This window comes from Mycobacterium sp. IDUB_36 (assembly GCF_055419225.1).
Genome location: NZ_JBVAXH010000001.1, coordinates 1,733,992 through 1,750,628 on the forward strand (window position 1 = coordinate 1,733,992; position 16,637 = coordinate 1,750,628).

13 protein-coding genes and 1 pseudogene are annotated in these 16,637 nt (G+C 67.5%); 8 read left to right on the forward strand and 6 right to left on the reverse strand.

Going from position 1 to position 16,637, the window contains the following annotated elements; translation table 11 throughout:
* Nucleotides 1-17 precede the first annotated feature (17 nt).
* Nucleotides 18-4,490 (forward strand): HAD-IC family P-type ATPase, encoded by a 4,473-nt coding sequence (locus ACZYW1_RS08535; protein WP_463784897.1) that lies wholly within the window; start codon nt 18-20, stop codon nt 4,488-4,490.
* On the opposite strand, the pseudogene ACZYW1_RS08540 reads toward ACZYW1_RS08535, so the two are convergent.
* Nucleotides 4,414-4,605 (reverse strand): annotated as a pseudogene (locus tag ACZYW1_RS08540) (hypothetical protein); the annotation flags it as partial. The gene ACZYW1_RS08535 and the pseudogene ACZYW1_RS08540 sit on opposite strands and share 77 nt — an antisense overlap.
* On the opposite strand from ACZYW1_RS08540, the gene ACZYW1_RS08545 reads away from it, so the two are divergent.
* Entirely contained in the window at nt 4,549-4,830 is a 282-nt protein-coding gene (locus tag ACZYW1_RS08545) for a hypothetical protein (RefSeq protein WP_463784898.1), read from the forward strand. The pseudogene ACZYW1_RS08540 and the gene ACZYW1_RS08545 sit on opposite strands and share 57 nt — an antisense overlap.
* A 2-nt stretch (nt 4,831-4,832) precedes the next feature.
* On the opposite strand, the gene ACZYW1_RS08550 is transcribed toward ACZYW1_RS08545, so the two are convergent.
* From ACZYW1_RS08550 to ACZYW1_RS08565, 4 genes are read right to left on the reverse strand one after another with little or no spacing between them, the layout of a single operon-like run.
* Nucleotides 4,833-5,174: an STAS domain-containing protein gene (locus tag ACZYW1_RS08550; protein ID WP_463784899.1), complete on the reverse strand. Its 342-nt coding sequence runs from the start codon at nt 5,172-5,174 to the stop codon at nt 4,833-4,835.
* Entirely contained in the window at nt 5,171-9,091 is a 3,921-nt protein-coding gene (locus ACZYW1_RS08555) for a SpoIIE family protein phosphatase (protein ID WP_463784902.1), read from the reverse strand. Before ACZYW1_RS08555 ends, ACZYW1_RS08550 begins: the two co-directional genes overlap by 4 nt.
* Entirely contained in the window at nt 9,088-9,585 is a 498-nt protein-coding gene (locus ACZYW1_RS08560; RefSeq protein WP_463784904.1) for an STAS domain-containing protein, read from the reverse strand. The genes ACZYW1_RS08555 and ACZYW1_RS08560 overlap by 4 nt, the downstream gene beginning before the upstream one ends.
* Complete coding sequence (locus ACZYW1_RS08565; protein ID WP_463784906.1) at nt 9,585-10,289, reverse strand: PAS and ANTAR domain-containing protein; 705 nt, start codon at nt 10,287-10,289, stop codon at nt 9,585-9,587. Before ACZYW1_RS08565 ends, ACZYW1_RS08560 begins: the two co-directional genes overlap by 1 nt.
* A 190-nt stretch (nt 10,290-10,479) precedes the next feature.
* On the opposite strand from ACZYW1_RS08565, the gene thiC reads away from it, so the two are divergent.
* From thiC to ACZYW1_RS08580, 3 genes are all read left to right on the forward strand, one after another.
* Nucleotides 10,480-12,129, forward strand: coding sequence for a phosphomethylpyrimidine synthase ThiC (thiC, locus tag ACZYW1_RS08570; protein WP_463784908.1), 1,650 nt, complete (start codon nt 10,480-10,482; stop codon nt 12,127-12,129).
* A 71-nt stretch (nt 12,130-12,200) separates the two neighbouring features.
* Nucleotides 12,201-12,977 carry a bifunctional hydroxymethylpyrimidine kinase/phosphomethylpyrimidine kinase gene (gene thiD / locus ACZYW1_RS08575; RefSeq protein ID WP_463787758.1) on the forward strand — a complete coding sequence of 259 codons (777 nt, stop codon included), beginning with the start codon at nt 12,201-12,203 and terminating at the stop codon, nt 12,975-12,977.
* Nucleotides 12,974-13,597 carry an alpha/beta hydrolase family protein gene (locus ACZYW1_RS08580; RefSeq protein ID WP_463784909.1) on the forward strand — a complete coding sequence of 208 codons (624 nt, stop codon included), beginning with the start codon at nt 12,974-12,976 and terminating at the stop codon, nt 13,595-13,597. The genes thiD and ACZYW1_RS08580 overlap by 4 nt, the downstream gene beginning before the upstream one ends.
* Nucleotide 13,598: 1 nt before the next feature.
* Here ACZYW1_RS08580 and ACZYW1_RS08585 read toward each other — a convergent pair whose 3' ends face one another.
* Nucleotides 13,599-14,315, reverse strand: coding sequence for a GAF and ANTAR domain-containing protein (locus ACZYW1_RS08585; protein WP_463784912.1), 717 nt, complete (start codon nt 14,313-14,315; stop codon nt 13,599-13,601).
* Nucleotides 14,316-14,470: 155 nt separating this feature from the next.
* On the opposite strand from ACZYW1_RS08585, the gene ACZYW1_RS08590 reads away from it, so the two are divergent.
* The 3 genes from ACZYW1_RS08590 to ACZYW1_RS08600 are packed head-to-tail and all read left to right on the forward strand — an operon-like array spanning nt 14,471 to nt 16,628.
* Nucleotides 14,471-14,806, forward strand: a complete 336-nt coding sequence (locus ACZYW1_RS08590; RefSeq protein WP_463784914.1) for a MerR family transcriptional regulator — start codon at nt 14,471-14,473, stop codon at nt 14,804-14,806.
* Between the two features lie 47 nt (nt 14,807-14,853).
* Entirely contained in the window at nt 14,854-16,344 is a 1,491-nt protein-coding gene (locus ACZYW1_RS08595) for a flavin-containing monooxygenase (RefSeq protein WP_463784918.1), read from the forward strand.
* An 8-nt stretch (nt 16,345-16,352) separates the two neighbouring features.
* A complete protein-coding gene (locus ACZYW1_RS08600) occupies nt 16,353-16,628 on the forward strand; it encodes a hypothetical protein (protein ID WP_463784920.1) in 276 nt (91 codons plus the stop codon).
* The last annotated feature ends 9 nt before the right edge of the window (nt 16,629-16,637 follow it).

Genomic DNA, 16,637 nt, shown 5'->3' on the forward strand with positions numbered 1-16,637 from the left:
TAGATAGCGTCGCATTGGTGCGAGCATCCTTTCCGCTGCGTGCGGTAACGCTGGGTTTTCAGGCGACGACCGCGCTGGTCGACTCGCTCGGCACGGTGGCCTCCACCAGCCTGACGATGGCCGCCATCCCGGTGCGGGAGGGCGTGCGGGCGCTGTCGGTGGGCCTGCCCGCACCGACGCTGACCCGACACAGCTGGCGCGGCCGCGGACGCGCCTGGGTCGAGGTCCGCGGTCTCGACGGCCCGGACGGCGCCGAGCTCGGCCGCGTCGTGGTCGACGCCGTACGTGCGCGGCCGGGCGTCACATCGGTCCGCGTCAACCGCCCGCTGTCGCGGATCGTGATCGGGCTCAGCAACGACCAGATCTCGCTACGCGACCTCTGCCGCGATGTCGACGACGCCGAAAAGCGTTGGCGGGCAACCGACACCATCAACACAGACCGTAGCGACACCCGCCCCAAGCCGTTGCCCGGCGACGGTCTGTTGCTGGCCACCAACGCGATCGGGGTAGGTGCCACGGCAGTCGGCGTCAGCGCCGCTCTGGCGGGCCGGCTGCTGCGGTTGCCGCGGGTGTTCGACGGTGTCGAGGCGCTGGTGGTGTCGGTCGACTACCAACCGCGACTGCGGCGACTCCTCGAAGACAACATCGGCCACTCGGCCACCGACGCGGTGTTGTCGGTGGCGATGGTGGTGGCACACGTCCTGGAACTGTCGCCGGCTTCGCTGACCGTCGACCTGGCCATGGAAATTCTGAAGGCCGCCGAGTACCAGGCCGAGGCGCAGGCGTGGATTCGCCACGAACCGGCGTTGGCCCGCCATGCCGAACACGCGGAGGTGCACCCGCCGTCGCGGCCGGTGCCGCCGGCCGACGGACCGATCGAGCGGTACGCCCGTCGCAGCGCTCTGATCCAGACAGCAAGCACCGCTGCGGTCGGCGCGTTCACCCGCAACCTGGTAACGGCATCGACGGCCACGCTGGTCACCACCCCGAAAGCCACCCGCACCACCCGCGAGTCGTTTGCCGCGGCGTTGGGTCAGGGCCTGGCCCAACGGCACGAGGTGCTGCCGCTGCAACCGGAGAAACTCCGCTGGCTGGACCGCGTCGATGCGATCGTGATCGACCCGAGAGTGTTGTGCACCAACAGTTTGCGGGTTGTGCGCGTCCGTGGAGCCGCCGACAACGAGCTCTCACCCGCCTGGAACCGCGCCCAGTTGCTGCTGGAGAAGAAGGGCCTCACCGTCGGCTGGCACCCACTGGACACCGAGGTCGAGGCGCTGATCGGTCCCACGCACGATCCGTTGGCAACGGCAGTGCTGGCGGAAGCGCGGCGAGCCGGGCTGGAACTGGTGTCGGTCGACGTGGAAGACCTCGGCGAGTTGCATCCGGCGTTCGACGAGCTCCGGCCGCTGCACCGATCGTCGATCGACCTCGCGCTGACTGCGGCGCTGGCCGATCTGCAGGAAGCGGGCCGCACCGTTGCGGTGCTCTCTTCGGCTGCGGCACAAGCGCTTTCGTCGGCCGATGTCGGCCTGGGCCTGATGCCCAACTCGGACTCCGAACCGCCGCCATGGACTGCGGATCTGATTCTGGCCGACCTCGACGGCGCCTGGCGGTTGCTGCACGCCATCCCGGCCGCCAAATCAGCAAGCCGGCGAGGTATCGAAATAGCCACCGGTGCAACCGCATTGGGTGCACTACTGATGGTGCCCGGTGTGCGTGGCCGCGGGCCCGGCCCGGTGACGACGGGCGCCGCCGCCGGTCTGCTGTCGGGATACCTGATGGCCCGCCGGGTGCTGCGCGAACCGACTCCGCTACCCGCGCCCATCAATGATTGGCATGCCATGTCGGTCGAGCAGGTCCAGAAGATGCTGCCGCCGCTGGACATCGAGCTCGACGAGGAACCCGCACACGGCCTGGCCGGACGGGCGGTGGAGACAGCCCACCGCAGCGCCGAACTGACCGACCGTCCGCGCCAAGCGGTCTGGCAATTCCTCAAGGCGGTTCGCGCTGAACTGTCCGACCCGTTGACCCCGGTGTTGGCCCTCGGCTCGGCGGCCAGCGCAATCTTGGGCTCGCCGGTCGACGCGGTGTTGGTCGGGTCGGTGCTCACCGGGAACTCCGTGCTGGCGGCCAGCCAGCGGCTGCGCGCCGAAAGCCGCTTGAACGAGCTACTGGCGCAACAGATTCCACCGGCCCGCAAAGTAACCGCCGGACCCGACGGCGTCCCGGTGTACTCCGACGTCAAGGCCGCCCAACTGCGACCCGGCGACGTGATCGAAGTTCGCACCCATGAAGTGATCCCGGCCGACGCGCGGCTGATCGAGGAAGAGGACCTCGAGGTCGACGAGTCGACGCTCACCGGTGAATCGCTGCCGGTCGAAAAGCAGATCGACGCCACACCGGGAGCCGAACTCGCCGAACGTCGATGCATGCTCTACGGCGGCACCACCATCGTCGCGGGCACCGCGGTAGCCGTGGTCACCGCCGTCGGCGCCGACACCCAGGCGCGCCGCGCCGCCGAACTGGTATCCAGCGAACTGCCGCAGATCGGCTTGGAACACCAACTCAGCCAGCTCACCAACCGTGCCTTCCCGGTCAGCGTCACCGGCGGACTTCTGGTCAGCGGGTTGGGCTTGTTGCGCCGCAAGGGTTTACGCCAGGCAGTGGCCAGTGGCATCGCGATCACCGTGGCGGCGGTCCCGGAGGGGATGCCGTTGGTCGCGACGCTCGCGCAGGCGGCGTCGGCACGACGGCTGACCAATTACGGCGCGGTAGTCCGGGTCCCGCGGTCGGTGGAGGCGCTGGGCCGCATCGACGTCGTGTGCTTCGACAAGACGGGAACGCTGTCGGAGAACCGGCTGCGGGTGTCGCAAGTGCATCCCGCCGACGGTTACTCCCCCGACGACGTGCTGCGGTGCGCCGCGAGCGCCGCGCCGGACGCCAACGGCGGACCACAGGTGCACGCCACGGACCGCGCGATCATCGAGGCCGCCCAGTCGGTCGCCGACCCGACCACCGAGGCGGAGGCGCACCTGCCGTTCCGCTCGGGCAGGTCGTTTTCGGCGTCGGTGTTCGGCGACGAGCTGACCGTCAAAGGCGCGCCCGAGGTCGTCCTGGCCGCGAGCAACGGAATCGGCCCCGACGTCGAGGCGACCGTCCGCGGTCTGGCAGCCGAGGGGCTGCGGGTGATCGCCGTCGCGCGTCGCAGTCTCACCGCGCAACAGGCCCGACTGGTCGCTGACGACGAGGACGCCATCGCGGACCTGGCCGGCGGCGAACTGTCGCTGGTCGGCTTCCTCGGCCTGTCCGACACTCCGCGGGCCGAGGCGCCCGCACTGCTGGCGGCGCTGGCCGAGCGGGAGATCGGCATCCGGCTGATCACCGGTGACCACCCGATCACCGCCGCGGCCATCGCCCGGGAGCTCGGGATGCCGGTGACGGCGGCGCAGGTCATCAGCGGCGCCGAGTGGGACGCGCTGTCGCGCAAGGACCAGGAGCGGGCGGTCACCGAGCGGGTGATCTTCGCCCGGATGTCGCCGGAGAACAAGGTGCAGGTCGTCCAGACGCTGGAACGGGCCGGCAAGGTCTGCGCGATGGTCGGTGACGGCGCCAACGACGCGGCGGCGATTCGCGCGGCCACGGTCGGCATCGGCGTCGTGGCACGCGGCAGCGATTCGTCCAGCGTTGCGGCCGACGTGGTCTTGCTCGATGCGCGCATCGAGTCGCTGGTGAACGCGATCGACGAGGGTCGCGAGCTGTGGCGACGGGTTCAGGCCGCGGTGTCGGTGCTGCTCGGGGGCAACGCCGGCGAAGTCGCCTTCGCGATCATCGGCAGTGCGATCACCGGCAATTCACCGCTCAACACCCGCCAGCTACTGCTGGTCAATATCTTCACCGACGCGCTCCCGGCGGCGGCGCTGGCGGTCAGCAAGCCCAGCGGACCGGTCCAGATCGCCGGCCGGGGCCCCGACCAGCAGGCCCTGTGGCAGGCCGTCGCCATTCGCGGGACGACCACCGCGGCGGCCGCGACGGCGGCTTGGGCGATGGCCGGGGTCACCGGCCGCCCGCAACGGGCGTCGACGGTGGCGCTGGTGGCGTTGGTCTCGGCCCAGCTGGGCCAGACGCTGCTGGACTCCCGCACCCCGCTGGTGGTGTTGACCGCCGGCGGTTCGCTGGCTGTGATGGGAACGCTGATCAGCATCCCCGGCGTCAGCCAGCTCTTGGGCTGCACGCCGCTCGGCCCGCTGGCCTGGGCGCAGGCACTGGGGTCGGCCGGAGCCGCGACCGCCGCAGTGGCTGTCGCGACCCGAGCGTTCGCGGTTAAGCGGCCCGGGGAGCTGGAGGCCGGCGATGCGTCCCCGACCGAGTCGCCACGACCTCCACAGCGCCGAGGCGCCACAGAACGGCGTACAACTGGGTCAACGGGACGGTCAGCAGGCCAGCCACAGCTCCGCCTAGTGGGTCGGCGAGAGAATCGGTCGTCGACATAAACCCGAGAGTGACCGCATCACCAGTCCCAATGGCAACGCCAACATTACTGAAAGGCAAATGATGGCCGAAAAGAATGCGCGGCGGGAAACGTCCCAGGCCGACGCCGTCGCCCATATCCGCGATGGCGAGACGTTCGCCATCAACCTGCCGGTCCTCGGACAGGTCGAGATTCCGCGGCCCGAGGCCATCGCCTATTACGGCGGCTTGGCCGCTCTGGCCGCCTTCGAGCTGATCGACTGGCCGGTCGCCGTGGTCATCGCCGCCGGTCACCTACTGGCCAGCAACCACCGCAACCGGCTGCTCGAGGAGCTCGGCGAGGCCATCGAGGACGCCGAGTAGCGTCAGCCCACTCCTTTGCGCAGTGCTTTGCGCGCGGACTTGGCGTCGTGGTGAATCGGCATACACATCAGCTCCGCCACCCGATACATGAAGCTGTTCGGCGCCAGCACGAGCAGAACTTCGTCGTCGGCGAGCAGTCGGTCCAGCGCGGAGAACCCGGCACTGTCCAGGTACTTGACCTTGCTCAGCTGAAGTATCACCGGGCGCTCGCCCGGTAGTTCGCGCACCAATCGGGTGAATTCGCGGACGTTGGAGGCGTCGACCTCGCCCGTCACCGCCACTTCGGCCGGCGTCGACGCGCCGTCGCCCGCGAGTGTTTTCAGTTGGAACTCCGCGCCGCTCACGAGGTCACGCCTTCCACCAGGCCTGACTTCGATAAAACCGCACCCTCGAACGTCAGCGTGATTCGGGTGCCGGCCGCGGTGCGAACGGTCCGCACATCGTCGGCGAGTCCGTTGATCATGGTGAGCCCGCGTCCGCGCTCCAGGCTGCGCTGGCTCGCCGACGAATCGCCCGACCATTGACCGGCGTCGCTGACGGTCGCGGTGACGGTCTGCCCGCGGACGAACGCTTCGATGGACACCGTCATGCTGGAATCGCTGCCGCTGCCGTGCTCGATGGCATTGGTCACCGCCTCCCCGGTGGCCAGCAGGATGTCGGACTCCCGGCGCGGGTCGGTCTTGACTCCAGAAAGCCAGTCGCGCAAGCGATGTCGCGCATCGGCGATATTGTCCAGCGTCGCCGACACCACGGTGGCAAAACTGCGGGGCGAGCTGTGGCAGGGACGCAACGCCAGCAGCACCACGTCGTCGGTGTAGCCGCCGGGCGGGGCCATCCGGTCGAGCAATTCGTCGCACAGGTCACCGACCGGAAGGTCGGCGCGGTACGCCGCCGCACCCTGCAGGCGGGTGAACCCGTGATCGAGCCCCTCACCCGGTCGCTCGATCAGCCCGTCGGTGTAGAGCAAAAGCACGCTGCCCGGCGGCAATTCGTGGTTCGCGGTGTTGCGCTTCAGTGGACTCTCCCAGGCCGCGATCGGCGGACGCCGACCGTCGGTCAGGAACACCGGGGGCTGGTCCGGCGTGACCAGCAGCGGATAAGGGTGTCCCGCACACGAATAGCTGACTCGGGCGGTCCCGTCGCCGGTGTCCGGGTCGGAGCCGTCGTCGATCACCGCGTAACTGACCGTCGCGCAGCGTCCGCCCGGGACAGTGGCCGCGTAGCGGTCCAACGTGGCCAGTACCGCACCGGGATCGGGGTCGGTCAGCGCGCTGGCCGCCACTCCCGCCCGGAGCCTGCTCATCGCGATCGCGGCGGGCAGACCGTGGCCGACGACATCGCCGACTGAGACCGCGATCTGGTTCCGCTGTTCCTGTGGCATCACCAGATACCAGTCGCCGCCGACACGCATGGCCTCACCACCGGGTTGGTACACCGCGGCGACCACCGCCGCCGTCGATGCGTGATCGAGGTCGAGCAAGTGATCCTGGAAGTCGACGGCGATCCGGTGTTCCTGCTGCACGCTGCGAATGCGGTCGACGGTGGACTGGGTGATGCTGGCGATGTGTGCGGCCCAATCGAGTTCGGCGGGTTCGAATTCCCGCGGAGTCGGCCACAGCATTCCGAGCGAGCCGATGATCCGACCGTCCAGGCCGTGCAGCGGCTGACTGATACACGACCGCACCGCGTCGACCGTCTCGCTCACCACGTGTCGGTAACGCGGGCCCAGATTCATGGTGTCCGTGATGATCATCGGCTGACCCGATTTGACGACGTCGACCGGCACGATCGGGGTGTCCATCGACGCGATGTGGTAGCGATCGCGAATCTCGGCGGGAACCGCTGCGCTGTACTCGAATCGGAGGTTGTTGCCGTCGGCGTCGAGTAGCCCCAGGCAGATGATCGGGGCCGCACCGCTTCCGAACGCCGCACCTTGCAGGGCCTCGACGATCGCCGGGGGCGAGTCGGCGGCCTGCAGAGCCGCGTCGAGCTGCGCGAAATCCAGAGCCAGCTGCGCCTGGGCGTCACTCGACCGGCGACGGGTTCGTTCGCGTGCAGCAGCCGCCAACCTGGCAGCCACCCGGTCACGTAAATCTTTGGACGTGAACGGTTTTGGCAGATAGTCGTCGGCACCGCCGGCGAAGCCCTCGCTGACGGCCTCCGCGCCGGCTCTGGCCGACAGCATCAGCACCGGGGTGGCCGCCAAGGCTGGGTCGGCGCGGATGGCCGCGACCAGTTCGAAGCCGTCCATCCGCGGCATCATCACGTCGGTCACGACGATGTCCGGTCGCAGCTTGCGGGTGGTCTCGAAGGCTTCTTGGCCGTCCGCGACGAGCACCGTGCGCCAGCGTGGCGACAACACCTGCTCCAAATACGCCCGCATGTCCGCATTGTCGTCGGCGATCAGGATCAGTTCGCGTCCGTCGAGTGCGGGCGCCGCATCGCCGGAGGACACGGGTCGCGAGGTCACCCACTGGCCCGCCTCGACGACGTAGGGGTTGTCCAGCAAGGCGGCGGGCGCATGGTCGATCGGCTCGCCGCTCACTGCCCGTGGCAACCGGATGCTGACCGCCGTGCCGCGGCCGAGTTCACTGTCGAATTCTACTGTCCCACGCAGCAACTCAACCAGACCCCGCACCAGCGACAACCCGATACCGGTGCCTTCGACACTGCGCCCGTGCGTCTCCTCAGCACGAAAGAATCGCTCCCCCAACCGCTTCCGATCGGCCTCGGCGATGCCAACCCCGGTGTCGCGAATCACGATGTGGCAGAGGGACGCATCACTGCGGACCGTGACGGTGATGGACCCCGCCAGCGTGTACTTGACCGCGTTGGACAACAGGTTGAGCAGGATCGTCTCCCACATGCCCGGATCGATGTCGGCCACCGCCGGCCGGCAGTCGAGCACCAACGCCAGTCCGGCCCGCTGACACAGCTCGGTGAACGACGATGCGATGTGCGACGTCAGCGCCCCGACATCCGTGCACAGCAGATTGACTGTGGCCCGGCCGGCTTCGATACGGGAGAAGTCCAGCAGCGAGTCGACCAGTCGTCGTAGGCGCTCCGCGTTGCGCCGCGCAATGCCGAGCTGACTCTCGATCGTGCTGTCGGCGCTGCTGTCCGACAAGGCGTCGTCCAGGGGGCCGAGCAAAAGCGTGAGCGGCGTGCGGAACTCGTGGCTGACGTTGGTGAGGAAGGCGTTCTTGGCGCGGTCCAGCTCGGCAAGCGAGTCGGCCCGCTGCCGCTGTTGTTCGTAGGACACCGCCGAGGCCATCGCCGAGGACAGCTGGTCGGCGAGCAACTGGCAGAAACCGACGTACTGGTCGTCGAGCTGCGCGAGCGGATTGGTGCCGATCAGCAGAGCTCCGCCGGTGGGACCCTCACCCAGCGGCAACAGCAGCGCGTGGTCGGGGCAGTGGGTGCCCAGCGCGTCGTTGATGCCGTCGATCATCGTGGCGACGTCGTCGATGACCTGGGCCTCGGACCTGGTTCGCGGCACCGCCGCGGATGTGGTCAACGCGCTCAGGGTCGTCGGTAACAAGGGCAGCACCGCAGGCGTCGCAGCGCGCAGCGTGACCTCGCCGGTGTCGGGATCGCCGACATACGCGGCGAGCAACGGCACGTCAGCCGGGCGTTCCTGGCACACCGCCACTGCCGCCCGCACCGCGTCGTCGATCGTGTTGGTGTCCATCACGGCGGAGGCCACCGCGTTGAGAAGTTGCAGCCTGCGTTCGCTCAGCACCCGTTCCGTGGTCTCGAACGACGGGCAGATGATGCCGATCGTCGTGCCGTCCTCGCCGACCAGCGGGCTGTAGGTGAAGGTGAAGTACCGCTCTCTCCGTCGGCCCGCGGTCAGGATCGGCAGCATCAGATCGTGCGACCAGGTTGCCTCGCCGGTGGCGATCACGCCGGCCAGCATCGGACGCACCGGCTCCCACACGTCCCACCACGCATACTGCCCGCGCTGGCCCAGCGCGGCGGGGTGCCGGTCGCTGAGAATCGGGATGTAGGCGTCGTTGTAGACCAGGAAAAGCTCCTCGGTGCCGAGCCATAGCACGATCGGGAAGCTAGACGTCAACACCATCGCGACCACTGACCGCAGTTCCGTCGGCCACGACTGCGGCGAGCCGAGTGGATGGGCGGTCCAATCGAATTCGGCGAACCGGCGGCCCATTTCCCCGCCGAGCGCAACGGCGGCGGCAAGATCGGGCGGCAGGATCTTCGGGTCGCGCGGCCAGCCGCGGCGATCGTTCCCGCTCACGTCCCCTGCTCGGACTCGCGGCCTTTCAGCGCCTCGGGCAACGTGGGATACAGGTCGAGCAGGCTGTCCAGGTTCGTCACCTCTATCGGACGGACCACCAGATCGTTCTCGGCGACCAGCCGGACCGCTGTCCCGGCGCGCAGACCGCTCTTGTGGCAGTCGAGCACCGCATTCAGCCCGGCACTGCCGAAGTACGTCAAGCCCTGCAGGTCGACGATGAGCAGGCGGGATTCCTGCGCGCCGGCCTGCTGCAGCGCCGACCCGAGTTGTGTTCTGAGCTGGGTCGCGTTGCCGGAGTCGATCTCGCCGGACGCATGCACCAGCACGGCTTCGGGTCGGACCTCAGAGTTGACCGTCAACAGTTCCATCGCGCTCACCCGCTTCGACGCACGTGATTCCCCGATCCGGAGCCACGGGTCTTGGACCGGACCGCAGGACGGAAGCACCTTGGCGTGCCGTCCGTCGTTTTCGACGAGCCTAACCGGCAGCGCCATTACGCGGTGGGTTCACCCGGAACGCGTTGGTGCACGGTGAGCAGAAGGTGGTCGAAAGCGGCCTGCACATCGGCCGACGGCGGTGGCTGCGTGGACATCTCGGTGATGAGTTGCTTGGCCAGCGAGCGCAGCTTGGTGTTGGTCTCCTGCGACCGCCAGCGCAGAACGCCGAACGCCTGCTCCGGGCCGACCCGGTAGACGGCCATCAGGATGCCTTTGGCCTGCTCGATGACGGCGCGCGCCTCGAACAGGTCGGGCAGCGCTTCGTCGAGGGCCTCCTGACGGTTCTCCACGAAGGTCGCCGTGAGATCCAGGTAGTAGCCGGCAGTACCGACCACCGCGCCGTTCCCGTCGAGCATCCGGTCGGCGACCACGATGGCGTCGTGCACGGTGCCGGCCGTGTCGATGAAGCGGTGCCGGCTGGAGAACGAACTCTTGGACAGCAGCGCCCGGTCGAGCAGATCCTGGACATGACCGCGGTCGTCGGGATGCTTGTGCGACATCAGCAACTCGGTCGTCGGGTCGACCGTCCCGGGTTCGTAGCCGTGCATGCGGGCAAGCTCGTCGGACCACTCCCAGTGCTCACCGACGAACCAGAACCGGAACGCTCCGACGCCCGGTTTGTCGGCGTCGATGGCCGGCCACCGGGCGGGCCACACCTGGGGTGCAGTGCCTGTTTCAGCGACCTCTCGCACGCTGATCATCTTCTCACCGATGCCACACCTTGCCTACTGATTGACGGGCACCGGATCGGGTCGGCGTGCAGGAAGCTCAGGCTGCGCTAGCGTGGGAGGTCCACCGACGCGGGAGCACACGCCCAGTGCGCTGAGAGGACGGCTCGGGGCCGTCGACCGTAAGAACCTGACCGGGTAATGCCGACGTAGGGAGCAGACAATGACCGATTTGGCAGTCCAACCGACAGTGACCACCGGCCCGATCGCGGGCAGCACCAAGATCTACCGAGACCTCGAGATCTCCCCCGGCGGACCCGCCGCCAAGGTGCCGTTTCGACGGGTGAACCTGTCCAACGGCGAACACCTCGATCTCTACGACACGTCCGGGCCGTACACCGACCCCGACGCGGTCATCGACGTGTCTACCGGCCTGGCGCCACGGCCGGGCGTGATCCGTGACCGCGGCACTCAGCTGCAGCGCGCCCGCGCGGGCGAGATCACCGCCGAGATGGCCTACATCGCCGCACGCGAGCAGCTGCCCGCCGAGCTGGTGCGCGACGAGGTCGCCCGCGGTCGCGCGGTGATCCCGGCGAACCACAACCATCCCGAGAGCGAGCCGATGATCATCGGCAAGGCGTTCGCGGTCAAAGTCAATGCCAATATCGGCAACTCGGCGGTGACGTCGTCGATCGCCGAAGAAGTCGACAAGATGGTGTGGGCCACCCGCTGGGGCGCCGACACCATCATGGATCTGTCCACCGGCAAGGACATCCATGCCACCCGCGAGTGGATTCTGCGCAACTCACCGGTCCCCGTCGGAACTGTGCCGATCTACCAGGCGCTGGAGAAGGTCGACGGCGACCCGACCCTGCTCAACTGGGAGATGTACCGCGACACCGTGATCGAGCAGTGCGAGCAGGGCGTCGACTATATGACCGTGCACGCCGGTGTCTTGCTGCGATATGTGCCGCTGACCGCCAAGCGGGTGACCGGCATCGTGTCCCGCGGCGGCTCCATCATGGCCGCCTGGTGTTTGGCGCATCACCAGGAATCGTTCCTGTACACCAACTTCGAAGAACTGTGCGACATTCTGGCGCAGTATGACGTGACGTTCTCCCTCGGCGACGGGCTGCGGCCCGGGTCGATCGCCGACGCCAACGACGCGGCCCAGTTCGCCGAGCTGCGCACCCTGGGCGAACTGACCAAGATCGCGAAATCCCATGGCGTGCAGGTGATGATCGAGGGTCCCGGCCACGTCCCGATGCACAAGATCGTCGAGAATGTGCGCCTGGAAGAGGAGTTGTGCGAGGAGGCCCCGTTCTACACGCTCGGGCCGCTGACAACCGACATCGCCCCGGCGTACGACCACATCACGTCGGCGATCGGCGCGGCGATCATCGCGCAGGCCGGCACGGCGATGCTGTGCTACGTGACCCCGAAGGAGCACCTCGGCCTGCCGGACCGCAAGGACGTCAAGGACGGTGTGATCGCCTACAAGATCGCCGCCCACGCAGGCGATCTCGCGAAGGGTCACCCGCACGCCCAGGAGCGCGACAATGCGTTGTCGACGGCGCGCTTCGAGTTCCGGTGGAACGACCAGTTCGCGCTGTCACTGGATCCGGACACCGCGCGGGAGTTCCACGACGAGACGTTGCCGGCCGCGCCCGCCAAGGCCGCGCACTTCTGCTCGATGTGCGGTCCCAAGTTCTGCTCGATGCGCATCACGCAGGACGTCCGCGACTACGCGGCCAAGCACGGACTCGAAACGGAAGAAGACATCGAGGCTGTGCTGGCTTCTGGCATGGCCGAAAAATCCGCCGAATTCGCCGAGCACGGTAACCGGGTGTATCTGCCGCTCGCCCAGCAGTGACCGCGAAGGCGGCGAAGCCGGATTATCTGCCGCTGGCGCCGTCCGGAACGACGCCGCCACGGGTGTTGACGATGGCCGGATCCGACTCCGGCGGTGGTGCCGGCATGCAGGCCGACATCCGGACCTGCACCCTGCTGGGTGTGCACACGCTGTGCGCGGTGACGGCGGTAACTGTGCAGAACTCGCTGGGCGTCAAAGGTTTTCACCCCGTTCCGCCTGACGTGGTAGCCGCGCAGATCGCCGCCGTGGCCGGCGACATCGGACTGCAGGCCGCCAAAACCGGGATGCTCGCCACCGCCCCGATCATCGAGGCGATCGCCCACAGTTGGCGCGAACACGGCGGCGGCGTGCCACTGGTGGTCGATCCGGTGTGCGCTTCGATGCATGGGGATTCGCTGCTCGACGGCGACGCCTTGACAGCCCTGAAGGCCGAACTGTTTCCGCTGGCGACGGTGGTGACGCCGAATCTGCACGAGGTGCGACTCCTGGTGGACATCGACGTCGTCGACGCGCGCACGCAGGCCGATGCGGCCCGTGCCCTGCACGCCCTGGGACCGGCATGGGCGATGGTCAAGGGCGGCCATATGCCCGGGTCGGCCAGCAGCACCGATGTGTTGTTCGACGGCAAGGACTTTCACGAGTTCGAATCGCCGCGGGTGGATACCACCCATGATCACGGCGCCGGCGACACTCTCGCAGCTGCCACCGCCTGCGCGCTGGCGCACGACTACAGCGTGCTGGACGCCGTCGCATTCGCCAAGGACTGGGTCACCGAGGGTCTGCGGGCTTCCTACCCGCTGGGGGGTGGCCACGGCCCGGTGTCGCCGCTGTTTAGGTTGAGCACATGACCCTCGACGACATCGCGGGCGTCGCCCACGAACCCGACGGGCCCCCGACGGGCGTGGTGGTGTTGACGCACGGGGCCGGCGGAAACCGCGAATCGCCACTGCTGCAACGGCTTTGCGACGAGTGGGCGCGACGTGGCTGGCTGGCGGTCCGCTACAACCTGCCGTACCGGCGGCGACGACCCAAGGGTCCGCCGTCGGGTTCGTCCGCCGCGGATCGCGACGGCATCGCCGAGGCCATCTCGGTGTGCCGCGGCCTGTCGGACGGTCCGCTGATCGCCGGCGGCCATTCCTACGGCGGCCGGATGACGTCGATGGTGGTCGCCGCGAAGCAAGCCCACGTCGACGTGCTGACGTTGTTCTCCTACCCGGTTCATCCACCGGGCAAGCCCGAGCGGGCCCGCACCGAGCACCTACCCGACATCGCGGTGCCGACGGTGTTCACCCATGGCACGTCGGACCCGTTCGGCTCGCCGAGCGAGGTACAGGCTGCCGCAGCACTGGTCGCCGCACCGTCTCAGATCGTCGAGATCGCCGGTGCGCGTCACGATCTCGGCTCCAAGACGCTCGACGTGCCGAAGCTGGCGGTGTCGGCGGCGCTGCTACTACTGGGCCGCGGATAGCTCAGGCGCTTTTGCCGGTGCTGCGCTGGCCACGACCGCGGATGATCTCCGTCGCAACGTCGATCAGCTTGACATTGGAATTCTGCGACGCCTGACGAAGGATGTCGAATGCCGCGGCATCGGATACGTCGTTGCGTGCCATCAACATCCCGATGGCTTGACCGATAGCACGGTTGGTGGTCAGCCCGCGCCGAAGCGTCGCGACGTCCTCGTTGTGCGCCGCCGCCGTGCTGGCCACCGTGGCGAAGGCCGCCAACACCACCGCCTGCTCCACCGAGGAGGCGTCGAAAGCGTGTGGAGTGTCCGCGAACAAGTTGAGCGCGCCGATGTTGTCTCGATCCACCGGCAACTGAACGCTGAGGGCACCGCGCACCGGCGTCTGCGAGATCACCCGCGCCGTCAGGGCCGGCCACCGCTTGGCTGCTGCGAGGTCCGGTTCGAGCTGAGCACTTCGCGTTTCGATGGAATCGACGCACGGGCCGATGCCGAGCGCCAGTTCCATCCGGTCGATTTGGCGTGCCACGTCGTCGCTGACCGCCGCGGTACGCCGGGTGCCGTCGCGAGAGATCATCAGGCTGGCATGGTCGCAGCCCGAGACGGTCAGGGTCGCGGCCACACAGATGGCGGCGTACATCTCCGGAGAGGTCGAGCCATGGCGCACGATGTCGGCCAACGACGCGAACACCGCAGACTTGTCCTGACGCGTTGGGGACGACACGGCAACCTCCTGACCCCCGTTGTGTGGTGAGACCTGTGTTTCTATCACCCCAAAATCTATGCTCAGAACATCAGATTTTGTCTACCACGCGGCAAATTTATTCGCAAGTGTGATAGAAAGGTTTTATATGCGTCGAGATGCCGAGGATTGAGTAGATGGACGACCGACCCCACCGCGCGGACGGCCCGCCTACCGACCAGGGCGTTTACGGCATCTCGGTGGCAGCGGAACTGTCCGGCATCGCAGTGCAGTCCTTGAGGCTCTACGAGCGCCACGGCCTGCTCAGCCCAATCCGTAGCGGTGGGGGCACCCGCCGTTACAGCGCCGACGACCTGGCGCGCCTGCGGCGCATCAGCGAGCTGGTGAACGCTGGGGTGAACCTGGCCGGCATCAGCCGGATCCTCGAGCTCGAGGACGACAATGCGGTGTTGCATGAGGCCAACCGGGCGATGGGCGGTAAATCTCAGCGGAAAGCGTCGCCCGGCCGTTAACCAAGAAGGTTTACCGGTACCGGTGGTACTGCGTATATTGTCGTGCCATGACTTCCGAGCACTTCGAGGCCGTTATCGTCGGAGCCGGATTCGGCGGTATCGGCGCGGCCATTCAGCTCAAGCGCATGGGTATCGACGACTTCGTCATCCTCGACCGCGAGGACGACCTCGGCGGGACCTGGCACGTCAACCATTATCCGGGCCTGGCCGTTGACGTGCCCACCACCACGTACTCGTACTTCTTCGAACCGAACCCGAACTGGTCGCGTCTGTTCACCCCGGGTCCGGAGATCAAGCAATACGCCGCGGGTGTGGCCGACAAGTACGACGTCCGCCGGCACATGCGGTTCAACACCGTGGTGGAAAGCGCCCGCTGGGACGACGAGATGCGGCGCTGGCAGGTGGCGCTGTCGGGCGGCGACGTGCTGTCGGTGCGCTACCTGATCACCGCGACCGGATTCCTGTCGCAACCGAAGACGCCCGACATTCCCGGGATCACGTCGTTCGAGGGCAAGGTCATCCACACGACCGAGTGGGAAGACGACTTCGATCCGACGGGCAAGCGGATCGGGGTCATCGGGACCGGGGCGACCGCGGTGCAGCTGATTCCGAAACTCGCCGAGAAAGCCGGCGACCTCACGGTCTATCAGCGCACCCCGATCTGGGTGGCGCCGAAGATCGACCTGCAGTTCTCGGAGCGCGCCAAGCGGCTGTTCGCCCGCTTCCCGTGGACGCAACGAGCGATCCGGGCCGTCACCGACACGATCTACGAGTTGATGATCACGGTCGGGCTGGTGCGATACCGGGTGCCGCTGTTCCGCCGGCTCAACATCTCGGCGTCGGACTTGTGCAAGATCAACCAGTTCATCGCGGTCCGCGACAAAGAACTGCGCCGCAAGCTCACACCGGACTACGACCTGGGGTGCAAGCGTCCGACGTTCTCCAACACCTATTTCCGGAGCTTCACCAAGCCGCACGTCCACCTGCAGGCCGACGGGATCGAACGCATCGAGGCCGACGGCATCGTCAACGCCGACGGGTCGAAGACCCACATCGACACCCTGGTGCTGGCAACCGGATTCGACCTGTGGGAGGCCAACTTCCCCGCCATCGAGGTGATCGGCCGCGAGGGACGCAATCTCGGAAAGTGGTGGCGCGACACTCGTTTCCAGGCCTATCAGGGTGTGTCGATGCCCTACTTCCCCAACTATCTGAGCTTGGCCAGCCCATTCGCCTTCCTGGGACTGAACTTCTTCAACACGATGGAGTATCAGATGCGGTTGATGGACCGCCTCTTCGCCGAGCTCAAGCGGCAGGACGCCGACACCTTCGAGGTCACCGAGGAAGCCAATGCGCGCTACCTCGACCGGATGACCGACCTGCTGGGTGACTCGCTGTGGATTCTCGGCAACTGCGCCACCTCGAGGTCGTACTACTTCAACCCCAGCGGCGAGCCGTCGCTGCTGCGTCCGATGGCCACCGCGACCGCGATCGAAGAGGCATCGAGCTTTCCGATCAGCGACTACGCGATCAGTTAAGGAGAAGCATGTCGCGCAAAAGCAATCGCATCGCCCGCTTTTCGGGTCTGGCGCTCGCCGGTGCCGGTCTGGCCCACTTCACGAACCCGGGGTTGTTCGAGCCGGTGACGAAGTCGGCGTTCCCGCGCAACACGCGGCAGCACGTCTACGCCAACGGCAGCATCGAGACCGTGCTCGGGCTGAGCTTCGCCAGTAAGCAGACCCGCAGCCTCGGCGTCGTCGGCATCATCGGATACCTCGCCTACTTGGGCGGTAGCGCGATCCGCCAATCGCAAAAGAGCTAGGTAACCAGC

Excerpts from the sequence above, each read along its gene's own strand:
- ACZYW1_RS08545 (WP_463784898.1), top strand. The coding sequence starts at position 4,549 with ATGATGGCCGAAAAGAATGCGCGGCGGGAAACGTCCCAGGCCGACGCC.
- ACZYW1_RS08560 (WP_463784904.1), bottom strand. The coding sequence starts at position 9,585 with ATGGCGCTGCCGGTTAGGCTCGTCGAAAACGACGGACGGCACGCCAAG.
- ACZYW1_RS08565 (WP_463784906.1), bottom strand. The coding sequence starts at position 10,289 with ATGATCAGCGTGCGAGAGGTCGCTGAAACAGGCACTGCACCCCAGGTG.
- thiC (WP_463784908.1), top strand. The coding sequence starts at position 10,480 with ATGACCGATTTGGCAGTCCAACCGACAGTGACCACCGGCCCGATCGCG.
- thiD (WP_463787758.1), top strand. The coding sequence starts at position 12,201 with ATGGCCGGATCCGACTCCGGCGGTGGTGCCGGCATGCAGGCCGACATC.
- ACZYW1_RS08580 (WP_463784909.1), top strand. The coding sequence starts at position 12,974 with ATGACCCTCGACGACATCGCGGGCGTCGCCCACGAACCCGACGGGCCC.
- ACZYW1_RS08590 (WP_463784914.1), top strand. The coding sequence starts at position 14,471 with ATGGACGACCGACCCCACCGCGCGGACGGCCCGCCTACCGACCAGGGC.
- ACZYW1_RS08595 (WP_463784918.1), top strand. The coding sequence starts at position 14,854 with ATGACTTCCGAGCACTTCGAGGCCGTTATCGTCGGAGCCGGATTCGGC.
- ACZYW1_RS08600 (WP_463784920.1), top strand. The coding sequence starts at position 16,353 with ATGTCGCGCAAAAGCAATCGCATCGCCCGCTTTTCGGGTCTGGCGCTC.